The following is a 12,774-nucleotide window of genomic DNA, read 5'->3' on the forward strand; positions in this document are numbered from 1 at the left end:
TCTAAACCATAAAGCCTCTTCTCTTTTTTTTTACTTGTTGTGGGGGTTTTTTTTTTTTTAAATACGCCACCCGCCTTCCCCGGGGGGGCCCGCGGGCCCCCCCCCCCCCGGCCCCCGCGGCCGACTGTTTGCGCCCGTATCGTTGAAGGGACCGCAGCGGGCCCGTCACCCGTCACCCGCAGATCCCGTCGATGCAGAGAGGCGCCGAGCAATGGTGCAGATCAAGACCCCCGAGCAGATCGCGAAGATGCGCGAGGCGGGGCTGGTGGTCGCTGCCATTCACGCGGCCACCCGTGAGGCGGCCGTGCCCGGCGCCACCACGCAGGACCTGGACCAGGTCGCCCGCAAGGTGATCGCCGACCACGGGGCGAAGTCGAACTTCCTCGGGTACGGCGGGTTCCCCGCGACCATCTGCACCTCGGTCAACGAGGTCGTCGTCCACGGCATCCCGGACGAGAAGACGGTCCTCAAGGACGGCGACATCATCTCGATCGACGCCGGCGCCATCGTGGACGGCTGGCACGGCGACGCCGCGTACACCGCCTTCGTCGGCACCGGTCACGCTCCGGAGCTGGTCGAGCTCTCCCGGGTGACGGAGGAGTCGATGTGGTCCGGGATCGCCGCGATGAAGGTGAACAACCGCCTCGTCGACATCTCCAAGGCGATCGAGACCTACATCCGCCGGCAGCCCCGCCCGGCCACCGGCAAGTACGGGATCATCGAGGACTTCGGCGGCCACGGCATCGGCACCGAGATGCACATGGACCCGCACCTGCTGAACTACGTCTCCCGCAAGCGCGGCAAGGGCATCAAGCTGGTCCCGGGCGTCTGCCTGGCGATCGAGCCCATGGTCTCCCTCGGCACGGCCCGTACGGAGACCCTCGGCGACGACTGGACGGTCATCACGACGGACGGCACCTGGTCCTCGCACTGGGAGCACTCCATCGCCCTGACGGAGCGGGGACCGCTGGTCCTGACCGCCCCGGACTGCGGCAGGGCGAAGCTCGCGGAGTACGGAGTCGAGGCCGCGCCCGACCCGCTGGGGTGACGTATCCGCTCCGGCAGGTCTAAGGATCACCGGCAGTGGGCAAACTTGACGGATTCGTCTTTTGGAGTCCGCTGACGTAGACTGACTCGTCGGCTCCGGTGCATCCGTATGTCTGCAGGTAGGACAGGGGATCGCAAGGAGCCGATCAAGGTAGCCGATTCGAAAGGCGAAGCGTGGCCAAGAAGCAAGGTGCCATCGAGATTGAGGGCACCGTGATCGAGTCCCTCCCGAACGCAATGTTCAAGGTGGAGCTCCAGAACGGTCACAAGGTCCTGGCGCACATCAGCGGCAAGATGCGGATGCACTACATCCGTATCCTCCCGGATGACCGGGTCGTGGTGGAGCTCTCTCCGTACGACCTGACGCGTGGCCGGATCGTCTACCGCTACAAGTAGATCTTGCCCGCACCCCGTTTCGGCGCGGTGATGGCACTGACCCGGAGAACCTGACATCCCATGAAGGTCAAGCCGAGCGTCAAGAAGATCTGCGACAAGTGCAAGGTGATCCGCCGTCACGGTCGGGTCATGGTCATCTGCGACAACCTGCGCCACAAGCAGCGCCAGGGCTGACGCACGACCCCCTGCATCTCGCAGTTCTTCGCGCGACGCACGTAAGCACGTACATACGCAGAGCCCGTCCAAGCCACGGCTGACGACACCTCCGGCGGGGGCCGGAGACCCGGACGTACCACCTCTCCCCGTGAGGGGTCGGCGGTCGGGAGTGGCACTGCGGAAGACCCCCGACATGACAACTGGAGCCATTGAATGGCACGCGTTTCAGGTGTTGACATCCCGCGCGAAAAGCGCGTGGAGGTTGCCCTCACCTACGTCTTCGGTATCGGGCGCACCCGGTCCAAGGAGATCCTCGCCTCCACCGGCGTGAACCCGAACACCCGCGTTCGTGACCTGGCCGAAGAGGACCTGGTCAAGATCCGCGAGTACGTGGACGCCAACCTCCGCACCGAGGGTGACCTCCGCCGTGAGGTCCAGGGTGACATCCGCCGCAAGATCGAGATCGGCTGCTACCAGGGCATTCGTCACCGCCGTGGTCTGCCGGTGCACGGTCAGCGCACCAGCACGAACGCGCGTACCCGCAAGGGCCCGCGTCGCGCCATCGCCGGTAAGAAGAAGCCGGGCAAGAAGTAGTCCTCAGCGGACGCACTGTGCCGACCGGATCTCCGGACCGGCGCAGCAACCAGCGGTCTTCGCTGTAGGACCGATCACCTCCCCTCTCCATCTGGAGTCAAGACATGCCCCCCAAGGGTCGTCAGGGCGCAGCCAAGAAGGTGCGTCGCAAGGAAAAGAAGAACGTCGCTCACGGCCACGCGCACATCAAGAGCACGTTCAACAACACCATCGTCTCGATCACGGACCCCTCGGGCAACGTGATCTCCTGGGCCTCCGCCGGCCACGTCGGCTTCAAGGGCTCGCGCAAGTCCACCCCCTTCGCCGCGCAGATGGCCGCCGAGTCGGCCGCCCGCCGCGCGCAGGAGCACGGCATGCGCAAGGTCGACGTCTTCGTCAAGGGTCCCGGCTCCGGCCGTGAGACCGCGATCCGTTCGCTCCAGGCCACCGGCCTGGAGGTCGGTTCGATCCAGGACGTCACCCCGACGCCGCACAACGGCTGCCGTCCGCCGAAGCGTCGCCGCGTCTGACCCGTCACGGCCGGTGACGGCCGTGCGTCAGTAGCGTTCAGGTCCGGGCGGTACGCCTCATACGGGGCGTACCGCCCGTACCCTTGTTGCATCTGTCGGGCATCAAATAGTGGGTGCCCACGACTGAAGGATCACCGCATGCTTATCGCTCAGCGTCCGTCGCTGACCGAAGAGGTCGTCGACGAATTCCGCTCCCGGTTCGTGATCGAGCCGCTGGAGCCGGGCTTCGGCTACACCCTCGGCAACTCCCTGCGCCGTACCCTCCTCTCCTCGATCCCCGGTGCCGCTGTCACCAGCATCCGGATCGACGGGGTCCTGCACGAGTTCACCACCGTGCCGGGCGTCAAGGAGGACGTCACCGACCTCATCCTCAACATCAAGCAGCTCGTCGTCTCCTCGGAGCACGACGAGCCCGTCGTGATGTACCTGCGCAAGCAGGGCCCGGGTCTGGTCACCGCCGCCGACATCGCGCCCCCGGCCGGTGTCGAGGTGCACAACCCCGACCTCGTTCTCGCCACGCTCAACGGCAAGGGCAAGCTGGAGATGGAGCTGACCGTCGAGCGCGGTCGCGGCTACGTCTCCGCCGTCCAGAACAAGCAGGTCGGCCAGGAGATCGGCCGCATCCCGGTCGACTCCATCTACTCGCCGGTGCTCAAGGTCACGTACAAGGTCGAGGCGACCCGTGTCGAGCAGCGCACCGACTTCGACAAGCTGATCGTCGACGTCGAGACCAAGCAGGCCATGCGTCCGCGTGACGCCATGGCGTCGGCCGGTAAGACCCTGGTCGAGCTGTTCGGTCTGGCGCGCGAGCTCAACATCGACGCCGAGGGCATCGACATGGGCCCGTCCCCGACGGACGCCGCTCTCGCCGCCGATCTGGCTCTGCCGATCGAGGAGCTGGAACTCACGGTCCGTTCGTACAACTGCCTCAAGCGCGAGGGCATCCACTCCGTGGGTGAGCTCGTGGCCCGTTCCGAGGCGGACCTGCTCGACATCCGCAACTTCGGTGCGAAGTCGATCGACGAGGTCAAGGCGAAGCTGGCCGGTATGGGCCTCGCGCTGAAGGACTCGCCTCCCGGCTTCGACCCGACCGCCGCCGCCGACGCCTTCGGCGCCGACGACGACGCGGACGCCGGTTTCGTGGAGACCGAGCAGTACTGAGTCACCTCCCGGCTGGGGGTGCCCGGATTCGAGGGTGCCCCGGGCCGGGGCTGAGGCTTTGTCCTCAATCGCCGGACGGGTTTGATTCTGGCTGATGTCCGGCGCGAACGCCGGACGGGCTTGATGCCGTTCGGCAGCTATGACTTCCGTGAGGCGTCCGCTTCACGGGAACTGACACCGGTACCTGATACGGCCGGTGCAGCACACAAGGAGAATCACCATGCCGCGTCCCGCAAAGGGTGCCCGTCTGGGCGGCAGCGCCGCGCACGAGCGTCTGCTCCTCGCCAACCTGGCGAAGTCGCTGTTCGAGCACGGCCGCATCACGACGACCGAGGCCAAGGCCCGCCGCCTGCGCCCCGTCGCCGAGCGCCTCGTCACCAAGGCGAAGAAGGGCGACATCCACAACCGTCGCCTGGTGCTGCAGACGATCACGGACAAGAGCATCGTCCACACGCTCTTCACCGAGATCGCCCCCCGGTACGAGAACCGCCCCGGTGGTTACACGCGTATCACCAAGATCGGCAACCGTCGTGGCGACAACGCCCCGATGGCGGTCATCGAGCTGGTCGAGGCGCTGACCGTGGCCCAGCAGGCCACCGGTGAGGCCGAGGCCGCGACGAAGCGCGCGGTCAAGGAAGACGCCGCCAAGAAGGACGAGGCCAAGGCCGAGTCCTCCGAGGAGACCGTCGAGGACGCCAAGCCGGTCGAGAAGGCCGACGACGCGGAGTCCAAGGACGCCTGAGCGTTCTGACGAGCACGGGACGGGCTCGCATCACCCTTCGGGGCGGTGCGGGCCCGTTCTGCTGAGCAGGGGCAGGGAGAGGATGACGCGGTGAGTGACGAGGCGGAGCCCGGTTTCGTACGGGTGCGGCTGGACCTGGCCTACGACGGCAAGGACTTCTCCGGCTGGGCGAAGCAGACCAGCCGGCGCACGGTGCAGGGGGAGATCGAGGACGCGCTGCGGACCGTGACCCGGTCCGCCGTGACGTACGACCTGACGGTGGCGGGCCGTACGGACGCCGGGGTGCACGCGCGGGGGCAGGTGGCGCATGTGGACCTGCCGGAGGCGGTGTGGGCGGAGCACGAGGAGAAGCTGCTGCGGCGGCTGGCGGGGCGGCTGCCGCTGGACGTACGGATCTGGCGCGCGACCCCGGCCCCGGCCGGGTTCAACGCCCGCTTCTCCGCGCTCTGGAGGCGTTACGCCTACCGGGTGGGTGACCGGCCCGGCGGGGTGGACCCGCTGACGCGCGGTCATGTGCTGTGGCATGACCGGCCGTTGGACGTTGACGCGATGAACGAGGCGGCCGCGCTGATGGTGGGGGAGCACGACTTCGCCGCGTACTGCAAGAAGCGTGAGGGCGCGACGACCATCCGGACTCTGCAGAAGCTGAGTTGGGTACGGGACGAGGAGTCCGGCGTCCTTACCGCGACCGTGCAGGCCGACGCGTTCTGCCACAACATGGTGCGGGCGCTGATCGGGGCGGCGCTGTTCGTCGGCGACGGGCGGCGCCCGGCCGCCTGGCCCGCCGAGGTGCTGGCGGCGAAGGTGCGCGACCCCGGGGTGCACGTGGTGCGGCCGCACGGGCTGACGCTGGAGGAAGTGGCCTACCCGGCGGACGAGTTGCTCGCCGCCCGGGCCGAAGAGGCCCGGAACGTCAGGACGTTGCCGGGGGCCGCGGGGTGCTGCTGAGGCCGGGGGCCTTCAGTGGCTGCGGCTCCACTCGGCCGCGAAGTGGCGTGCGAAGGTGACGACGGTCCACACCATGAGGACGTTGACCAGTGCCCCGGCCCCGTGGAAGAGGGGGTTGAGGAGGCTGAAGCCGCTCTCCTCGGTGCCCCCGGTGTCGCCGGTCAGGAGGGCCAGCGGGTAGAGCACGAAGAGCAGCAGGATGATGCCGCCCGGCCAGTCGGCCAGGATCATCGCCGTCTCCACGGACTCCGGCCGCCCGGCGATCTCGTAGGCCAGGGCTGCGGCCGTGACCAGGCCGATGTAGCCGACGGCGATGAGGCGGGGGCCGGTGCGGAGGCCGAGGAGGTTCATGGCCCTTATTGAACATGTTCAGTTCTGCGTGGTGCGCACCGCCCGGGATCGGTCCCTACTGCGCCGGTTCCGCCACCGCCTGTGACGCCTGGACCCGGCCGCGCTGGTGGATCTGGCGGAAGACGAAGTTCGTCAGGTCGTCGCCGACCGCGAAGACGTCTTTGTCCTGGAGGGTGACGCGGGTGCCGTCGGTGAAGCCGCCGACGGTGAAGTAGGCGTACCGCCCATAGGAGTTGGTCGTGCGGCGGCAGACCGTACCGCCGCGGCAGAAGGTGGGCACGCCCGCGCCGCTGAGGGAGGCGAGGCCGCCGGAGGCCTCGTCGACCGTCTTCTTCGCGCGGGCCTCGGTGGCGAAGACCGCGATGCCGACGGTGACGGCCACCCCGTCCTTGCTGTACGTCGCGCGGATGAGCTGCTCGCAGCCGTTCTTGGTGAGGACCGCGCCGAGGGCGCCCTGGGTGCCGGTCGCGCAGGCGGTGGTGCGGTTGACGGCGCCCTTGAGGTGGACGCGGTCACCCATGGCGAGCTTCTTGCCGGGGAAGAAGCCGTCGACGGTGATCGGGGCCTTGTCCTTGGCGGCGCTGGATATGTACTCCTTCGGGTCCGGCGGGGGCGGCGGTGCCACCGAGGAGAAGGACGGCTCGGGCGCCGAGGTGTCCTCGGGAAGGTCGGCCGGGGCGGGCAGTCCGCTCGCGCTGCCGGTCGGATCGCTCGTGCCGCCGGTGGTGACCACGGCGGTCGCCACGATCGCCCCGACCAGGCCGGTGGCCAGTATCCCGCCGCCGATCATCAGCCACCGCTTGCGCCGGGTCCGCGCGGCGGACTCCTCGGCGAGCGCGGCCCAGTCCGGAGTTCCGCCGTCCCCCGGAGTCCCGTTGTCCCCTGGCCCCCAGGAGGGCCCCCCTTGCCATGAACTCATGCGCGAATCCTAGGCGGTACGTAATCCGGTTGGGCCATCGGTTCGCGGTCCGTGACAATGCTCTGTATGGGACATCTGGAAGCGGGCCACCTGGAGTACTACCTACCCGACGGGCGGGTGCTGCTCGGCGATGCCTCGTTCCGGGTGGCCGACGGAGCCGTCGTCGCCCTCGTCGGGGCCAACGGGGCGGGCAAGACGACCTTGCTGCGGCTCCTGGCCGGTGAGCTCCAGCCGCACGGCGGCACGGTCTCGGTGAGCGGCGGGCTCGGGGTGATGCCGCAGTTCGTGGGGTCGGTGCGGGACGAGCGGACCGTACGGGACCTGCTGGTGTCGGTGTCGCAGCCCCGCATCCGGGAAGCGGCGAAGGCCGTCGACGTGGCCGAGGAACGCATTCTCACCGTCGACGACGAGGCCGCGCAGATGGCGTACGCGCAGGCGCTCAGCGACTGGGCCGAGGCCCGCGGGTACGAGGCCGAGACGGTCTGGGACATGTGCACGATGGCCGCGCTGGGTGTCCCGTACGAGAAGGCGCAGTGGCGTGAGGTGCGCACGCTCAGTGGCGGCGAGCAGAAACGGCTGGTCCTGGAGGCGCTGCTGCGCGGGCCGGACGAGGTGCTGCTGCTCGACGAGCCGGACAACTATCTGGACGTGCCGGGCAAGCGGTGGCTGGAGGAGAAGCTGAAGGAGACCCGTAAGACGGTCCTCTTCGTCTCCCACGACCGGGAGCTGCTGTCCCGGGCCGCCGAGAAGATCGTCAGCGTCGAGCCGAGCGCGGCGGGCAGCGATGTGTGGGTGCACGGTGGCGGCTTCGCCACGTACCACGACGCCCGCAAGGAGCGGTTCGCGCGGTTCGAGGAGCTGCTGCGGCGCTGGCAGGAGGAACACGCCCGGCTGAAGGCGCTCGTCCTGCGGATGCGGCAGCAGGCGGCGAACAGCCCCGACATGGCCAACCGCTACCACGCGATGCAGACCCGCTTCAAGAAGTTCGAGGAGGCGGGACCGCCGCCGGAGCCGCCGCGTGAGCAGGACATCCGGATGCGGCTGCGCGGCGGGCGGACCGGGGTGCGGGCGGTGACCTGCAAGGGTCTGGAGCTGACCGGGCTGATGAAGCCGTTCGACCTGGAGATCTACTACGGGGAGCGGGTGGCCGTCCTCGGCTCCAACGGGTCGGGCAAGTCGCACTTCCTGCGGCTGCTGGCGGGGGAGCCGGTGGCGCACACGGGGGAGTGGAAGCTGGGGGCGCGGGTCGTGCCCGGGCACTTCGCGCAGACGCATGCGCACCCGGAGCTGCTGGGGAAGACCCTGGTGGAGATCCTCTGGTCCGAGCACGCGAAGGACCGGGGCGGAGCGATGGGGGTGCTGCGGCGGTACGAGCTGGAGCGGCAGGGGGACCAGGCGTTCGAGCGGCTGTCCGGTGGGCAGCAGGCGCGGTTCCAGATCCTGCTGCTGGAGCTGGCGGGGACGACCGCGCTGCTGCTGGACGAGCCGACGGACAACCTGGACCTGGAGTCGGCGGAGGCGCTGCAGGACGGGCTTGAGGTGTACGACGGCACGGTGATGGCGGTGACGCACGACCGGTGGTTCGCGAAGTCGTTCGACCGGTATCTGGTGTTCGGGTCGGACGGTGTGGTGCGGGAGACGGCGGAGCCGGTGTGGGATGAGCGGAGGGTGCAGCGCGTGCGGTGACCTTGGCGGTCGGCGGCGGGGGTGGGGGCGGCGGGGTGCGGGTGCGGTGCGGGGGGTCGTGCGGCGCCGTTGCGGGGGCGCTGCCCCCGGGCCCCCGCGCCTCAAACGCCGGCGGGGCTGGAAAGGTCGCCTCAAGCGCCGGCGGGGCTGGAAAAGATCGCCTCAAGCGCCGGCGGGGCTGGAGGGGTGCGGCTGGGCTGGAAAGGTGGCCTCAAGCGCCGGCGGGGCTTGGCAGGGGGTGGCGGGGCTGGGCTTTGAGGGGCGTTTTGACCCGTCCGGGGGTGGGCCGGTAGTCTCGGCGTTTGTTATGCGTAGCGGCTCTGTCGTTGCGTAGGTTCTCTGGAGCAGTTACCAGTGGCTCGCATACGGGCGGTGTCCCGGCAGTGTGAGCCCCAGCTGCATGATCGCTTCAGGGGTGCCATGTGTTGTCTGGACCTCATCCACTGAAGAAGCGAAGGCTACGAAGTGCGTACGTACAGCCCCAAGCCCGGAGATGTGACGCGCCAGTGGCACATCATCGACGCTCAGGACATCGTCCTGGGCCGTCTGGCCACCACGGCTGCGAACCTCCTCCGAGGTAAGCACAAGGCGATCTACGCCCCCCACATGGACATGGGCGACTTCGTCATCATCATCAACGCCGACAAGGTTCACCTGTCGGGCAACAAGAAGACCCAGAAGATGGCGTACCGCCACTCGGGCTTCCCGGGCGGTCTCCGTTCGGTCCGCTACGACGAGCTTCTCGCGAAGAACCCCGAGAAGGCCGTCGAGAAGGCCATCCGCGGCATGATCCCCAAGAACACCCTGGGCCGTCAGATGATCTCGAAGCTGAAGGTCTACGCGGGCGACCAGCACCCGCACGCTGCTCAGCAGCCGGTCCCGTTCGAGATCACCCAGGTCGCGCAGTAGTTCCGGCCACCCCCTAAGACATACAGAAAGATCTGAGGAGCATCGTGGCCGAGACCACTGTTGAGACGACCACTGACGACACGGTGGGCACCGAGGGCGAGGAGACCTTCGCCGAGGTGACCACCTTCGAGTCCGAGGTCCCCGTCGAGGGTGAGTACACCTCCGAGTCGCTCGCGGGCCGCTTCGGCGACCCGCAGCCCGCGGCCGGCCTGGGCCGTCGCAAGAACGCCATCGCCCGCGTCCGGATCGTTCCGGGCACCGGCAAGTGGAAGATCAACGGTCGCACCCTTGAGGACTACTTCCCCAACAAGGTGCACCAGCAGGAAGTCAACGAGCCCTTCAAGGTGCTCGAGCTCGACGGCCGCTACGACGTCATCGCCCGCATCTCGGGTGGCGGCGTTTCCGGCCAGGCCGGCGCCCTGCGCCTCGGTGTGGCCCGCGCGCTGAACGAGGCGGACGTGGACAACAACCGCGCCACGCTGAAGAAGGCCGGCTTCCTCTCGCGTGACGACCGTGCGGTCGAGCGCAAGAAGGCCGGTCTCAAGAAGGCCCGTAAGGCCCCGCAGTACAGCAAGCGCTAAATCGCCTGCTCGTCTGCATTACACGAACGCCCCGGCGGCACACTCCGTGCTGCTGGGGCGTTCGTTTATCGAGCCCCGCAGGCGTATAACGGCATGAGACGTTCATCGGCCCGCACGCGCGTATCTCTCCCGCACGGGCCGTGTCATGCCGCCTGCCCGGCCGTTTTGCTGTTCTTGTGTGGTTGTTTAGTTTCGCTTTGCTTTGGTTTTCGCGGTTTCTGAGCACTTCGGAGGACACCAGTGGGACGACTCTTCGGTACGGACGGAGTGCGCGGTGTCGCCAACGCGGATCTGACGGCCGAGCTCGCGCTCGGGCTCTCGGTCGCGGCGGCGCACGTACTAGCCGAGGCGGGCAGCTTCGAGGGCCATCGCCCGACCGCCGTGGTCGGCCGCGACCCCCGGGCCTCCGGAGAGTTCCTGGAAGCAGCCGTCGTGGCCGGTCTGGCCAGCGCGGGCGTGGACGTCCTGCGCGTCGGCGTGCTGCCGACGCCGGCCGTCGCGTACCTCACCGGCTCGCTCGGCGCCGACATCGGCGTGATGCTCTCCGCCAGTCACAACGCCATGCCGGACAACGGCGTCAAGTTCTTCGCGCGCGGCGGCCACAAGCTCGCCGACGAGCTGGAGGACCGGATCGAGACGGTCTACGAACAGCACCGCACCGGTGAGCCGTGGACCCGCCCGACCGGCGCGGGCGTCGGCCGGGTCACCGACTACACCGAGGGCTTCGACCGGTACGTCGCCCACCTCATCGGCGTCCTCCCCAACCGGCTCGACGGGCTGAAGGTCGTCCTGGACGAGGCGCACGGCGCCGCCTCCCGGGTCTCGCCCGAGGCGTTCGCGCGGGCCGGGGCCCAGGTCGTCACCATCGGCGCCGCGCCGGACGGCCTCAACATCAACGACGGCTGCGGCTCCACCCACCTGGAGCTGCTGCGCGCCGCCGTCGTCGAGCACGGCGCCGATCTCGGCATCGCCCACGACGGCGACGCCGACCGCTGCCTCGCCGTGGACGCGGCGGGCGACGAGGTCGACGGCGACCAGATCCTCGCCGTCCTGGCCCTCGCCATGCGGGAGGCCGGGCAACTGCGCAAGGACACCGTCGTCGGCACCGTCATGTCGAACCTCGGCTTCAAGATCGCCATGGAGCGCGAGGGCATCCAGCTCGTCCAGACGGCGGTCGGCGACCGTTACGTCCTGGAGTCGATGAAGGCCGAGGGCTTCGCGCTCGGCGGCGAGCAGTCCGGCCACGTCATCGTCCTGGACCACGCCACGACCGGCGACGGCACGCTGACCGGCCTGATGCTGGCGGCCCGCATCGCCGCCACCGGCCGGAGCCTCGCCGAGCTGGCCGGGGTCATGGAGCGGATGCCGCAGGTGCTCATCAACGTCCCCGACGTTGACAAGTCCCGGGTCGCCACCTCCTCCGAGCTGGCCACGGCGGTGACCGACGCGGAGCGCGAGCTGGGCTCCACCGGCCGCGTCCTGCTGCGCCAGTCGGGTACGGAGCCGCTGGTGCGGGTCATGGTCGAGGCCGCCGACATCGAGCAGGCGCGCGCGGTCGCGGGCCGGCTGGCCGATGTGGTGAAGTCCGCGCTGGGCTGAGCCGCCGCCTCATCGACGTACGGAAGCCCCGTGGGCGTACTACGTGCTGCGGAAGCTTCAATGACGTACCGAAGCCCGTGGACGTACTACGTGCTGCGGAAGCTTCAATGACGTACCGAAGCCCGTGGACGTACTACGTGCTGCGGAAGCTTCAACGACGTACCGAAGCCCGTGGACGTACTACGTCCTGCGAAAGCTTCAATGACGTACCGAAGCCCCCGGTGTGCTCGCCGGGGGCTTCCGGGTGCGGCGGGACCGCCACAGCGCCTTCTCCAGCAGCAGCGTCAGCGTGCCCGCGAGGACGATCCCGCCGAGGTTGGCGAGCAGTTGCTGCCCCGAGCCGATGGTCTGCTGGTAGTCGGAGTAGCTGAACGCGACGGCCGCGTTGGCGGCGGCCGGGACCGTCGTCACGGAGATCGCCACGCCGATCAGCGCTCCGGACTTCGCCGAGGTGAGGGAGAGCGTCCCGGCGATGCCCGCCAGGAACGCCACGACGAACGACATCCAGTCCGGCTGCCAGATGAACCCGGTGATCGGCCGTTCCGCCTCGATCATCGACTTCTCGAACAGGCCGAGCGCGTCCAGCAGCCAGGCGAACCCCGCCGTCATGATCATCGCCAGCGCGAAGCCGCCGATCAGCGCCCACAGCGAGCGTGCCACCAGCCGCGGCGCGCGCTGCACGATCGCTGTGGAGATCCCGGCCAGTGGGCCGAACTCCGGACCGACCGCCATCGCGCCCACGATCAGCACCGCGTTGTCCAGCATCACCCCGCAGGCGGCGAGCATCGTGGCCAGCGCGAGGAAGGAGACGTAGGTGATGGAGAACGTCGACTCCTCATGCGTCGCCTCCGTCAGCTCCTCCCACAGCACCGCGTCCGCGCCGTCACCGGGGGCTTCCTCCTCGGCCCGATCCGCGTGGTCGGACAGGGTCAGCTCCATGTTCTCCATGGTGATCGACCCGGACTTCTCCAGACCGAGCCCCCGCAGATCACGGATCAGCTCGTCCCCCGCCTCCCGCGCGACGTCGCACATCACCACGTCCCCGGCCGGGGAGCGGGCCGCGCCGGGCAGGACCACGAGGTGGGCGGTGCCGACGGTGGACTCCAGGAGGGCGACGACCTCGTCGGTGGTGTCGGCGGGCACGATGAGACGCAGATGCAGCACGTGGCACGCCTT

At 68.9% G+C, this 12,774-nt stretch carries 15 protein-coding genes; 12 read left to right on the forward strand and 3 right to left on the reverse strand.

Annotation, left to right across the window (positions count from 1 at the left end):
* Positions 1-211 precede the first annotated feature (211 nt).
* The 8 genes from map to truA all read left to right on the forward strand — a co-directional run bounded on the left by map (position 212) and on the right by truA (position 5,553).
* The gene (gene map / locus ACFWRT_RS23485) at positions 212-1,048 is read left to right on the forward strand and encodes a type I methionyl aminopeptidase (protein ID WP_380950095.1); all 837 of its coding nucleotides are present in this window, start codon (positions 212-214) and stop codon (positions 1,046-1,048) included.
* A gap of 173 nt (positions 1,049-1,221) precedes the next feature.
* Positions 1,222-1,443, forward strand: a complete 222-nt coding sequence (gene infA / locus ACFWRT_RS23490) for a translation initiation factor IF-1 (protein WP_003956442.1) — start codon at positions 1,222-1,224, stop codon at positions 1,441-1,443.
* 60 nt (positions 1,444-1,503) lie between these two features.
* Entirely contained in the window at positions 1,504-1,617 is a 114-nt protein-coding gene (rpmJ, locus tag ACFWRT_RS23495) for a 50S ribosomal protein L36 (RefSeq protein WP_003956441.1), read from the forward strand.
* Between the two features lie 195 nt (positions 1,618-1,812).
* Positions 1,813-2,193, forward strand: coding sequence for a 30S ribosomal protein S13 (gene rpsM / locus ACFWRT_RS23500; protein ID WP_018510587.1), 381 nt, complete (start codon positions 1,813-1,815; stop codon positions 2,191-2,193).
* 104 nt (positions 2,194-2,297) lie between these two features.
* Positions 2,298-2,702, forward strand: a complete 405-nt coding sequence (gene rpsK / locus ACFWRT_RS23505; RefSeq protein ID WP_003956432.1) for a 30S ribosomal protein S11 — start codon at positions 2,298-2,300, stop codon at positions 2,700-2,702.
* 138 nt (positions 2,703-2,840) lie between these two features.
* Positions 2,841-3,863, forward strand: coding sequence for a DNA-directed RNA polymerase subunit alpha (locus ACFWRT_RS23510; protein ID WP_003966937.1), 1,023 nt, complete (start codon positions 2,841-2,843; stop codon positions 3,861-3,863).
* A 220-nt stretch (positions 3,864-4,083) separates the two neighbouring features.
* A complete protein-coding gene (rplQ, locus tag ACFWRT_RS23515; protein WP_380950096.1) occupies positions 4,084-4,605 on the forward strand; it encodes a 50S ribosomal protein L17 in 522 nt (173 codons plus the stop codon).
* 90 nt (positions 4,606-4,695) lie between these two features.
* The gene (gene truA / locus ACFWRT_RS23520; RefSeq protein ID WP_380950097.1) at positions 4,696-5,553 is read left to right on the forward strand and encodes a tRNA pseudouridine(38-40) synthase TruA; all 858 of its coding nucleotides are present in this window, start codon (positions 4,696-4,698) and stop codon (positions 5,551-5,553) included.
* A 12-nt stretch (positions 5,554-5,565) separates the two neighbouring features.
* Here the strand turns inward: truA and ACFWRT_RS23525 are convergent, their stop codons facing one another.
* The gene (locus ACFWRT_RS23525) at positions 5,566-5,904 is read right to left on the reverse strand and encodes a hypothetical protein (protein ID WP_380950098.1); all 339 of its coding nucleotides are present in this window, start codon (positions 5,902-5,904) and stop codon (positions 5,566-5,568) included.
* A 55-nt stretch (positions 5,905-5,959) separates the two neighbouring features.
* Positions 5,960-6,823, reverse strand: coding sequence for a hypothetical protein (locus ACFWRT_RS23530; RefSeq protein WP_380950099.1), 864 nt, complete (start codon positions 6,821-6,823; stop codon positions 5,960-5,962).
* Between the two features lie 66 nt (positions 6,824-6,889).
* Between ACFWRT_RS23530 and ACFWRT_RS23535 the strand changes: the two genes are divergently transcribed.
* From ACFWRT_RS23535 to glmM, 4 genes are all read left to right on the forward strand, one after another.
* Positions 6,890-8,509, forward strand: coding sequence for an ABC-F family ATP-binding cassette domain-containing protein (locus ACFWRT_RS23535; RefSeq protein ID WP_380950100.1), 1,620 nt, complete (start codon positions 6,890-6,892; stop codon positions 8,507-8,509).
* A gap of 465 nt (positions 8,510-8,974) precedes the next feature.
* On the forward strand, positions 8,975-9,418 hold the full coding sequence (gene rplM, locus ACFWRT_RS23540) for a 50S ribosomal protein L13 (RefSeq protein ID WP_018510581.1): 444 nt from the start codon (positions 8,975-8,977) through the stop codon (positions 9,416-9,418).
* A gap of 44 nt (positions 9,419-9,462) precedes the next feature.
* On the forward strand, positions 9,463-9,999 hold the full coding sequence (gene rpsI / locus ACFWRT_RS23545) for a 30S ribosomal protein S9 (protein WP_096625078.1): 537 nt from the start codon (positions 9,463-9,465) through the stop codon (positions 9,997-9,999).
* Positions 10,000-10,239: 240 nt separating this feature from the next.
* Positions 10,240-11,598 (forward strand): phosphoglucosamine mutase, encoded by a 1,359-nt coding sequence (gene glmM / locus ACFWRT_RS23550; protein WP_380950101.1) that lies wholly within the window; start codon positions 10,240-10,242, stop codon positions 11,596-11,598.
* A gap of 198 nt (positions 11,599-11,796) precedes the next feature.
* Here the strand turns inward: glmM and ACFWRT_RS23555 are convergent, their stop codons facing one another.
* Positions 11,797-12,762 (reverse strand): DUF389 domain-containing protein, encoded by a 966-nt coding sequence (locus ACFWRT_RS23555; RefSeq protein ID WP_380950102.1) that lies wholly within the window; start codon positions 12,760-12,762, stop codon positions 11,797-11,799.
* Positions 12,763-12,774: the final 12 nt, after the last annotated feature.

This window comes from Streptomyces cyaneofuscatus, assembly GCF_042718795.1.
Taxonomy (GTDB): domain Bacteria; phylum Actinomycetota; class Actinomycetes; order Streptomycetales; family Streptomycetaceae; genus Streptomyces; species Streptomyces cyaneofuscatus_A.

Coding starts and splice junctions, on each gene's coding strand:
- map (WP_380950095.1), top strand. CDS start 212: ATGGTGCAGATCAAGACCCCCGAGCAGATCGCGAAGATGCGCGAGGCG.
- rpmJ (WP_003956441.1), top strand. CDS start 1,504: ATGAAGGTCAAGCCGAGCGTCAAGAAGATCTGCGACAAGTGCAAGGTG.
- rpsM (WP_018510587.1), top strand. CDS start 1,813: ATGGCACGCGTTTCAGGTGTTGACATCCCGCGCGAAAAGCGCGTGGAG.
- rpsK (WP_003956432.1), top strand. CDS start 2,298: ATGCCCCCCAAGGGTCGTCAGGGCGCAGCCAAGAAGGTGCGTCGCAAG.
- ACFWRT_RS23510 (WP_003966937.1), top strand. CDS start 2,841: ATGCTTATCGCTCAGCGTCCGTCGCTGACCGAAGAGGTCGTCGACGAA.
- rplQ (WP_380950096.1), top strand. CDS start 4,084: ATGCCGCGTCCCGCAAAGGGTGCCCGTCTGGGCGGCAGCGCCGCGCAC.
- ACFWRT_RS23525 (WP_380950098.1), bottom strand. CDS start 5,904: ATGAACCTCCTCGGCCTCCGCACCGGCCCCCGCCTCATCGCCGTCGGC.
- ACFWRT_RS23530 (WP_380950099.1), bottom strand. CDS start 6,823: ATGAGTTCATGGCAAGGGGGGCCCTCCTGGGGGCCAGGGGACAACGGG.
- ACFWRT_RS23535 (WP_380950100.1), top strand. CDS start 6,890: ATGGGACATCTGGAAGCGGGCCACCTGGAGTACTACCTACCCGACGGG.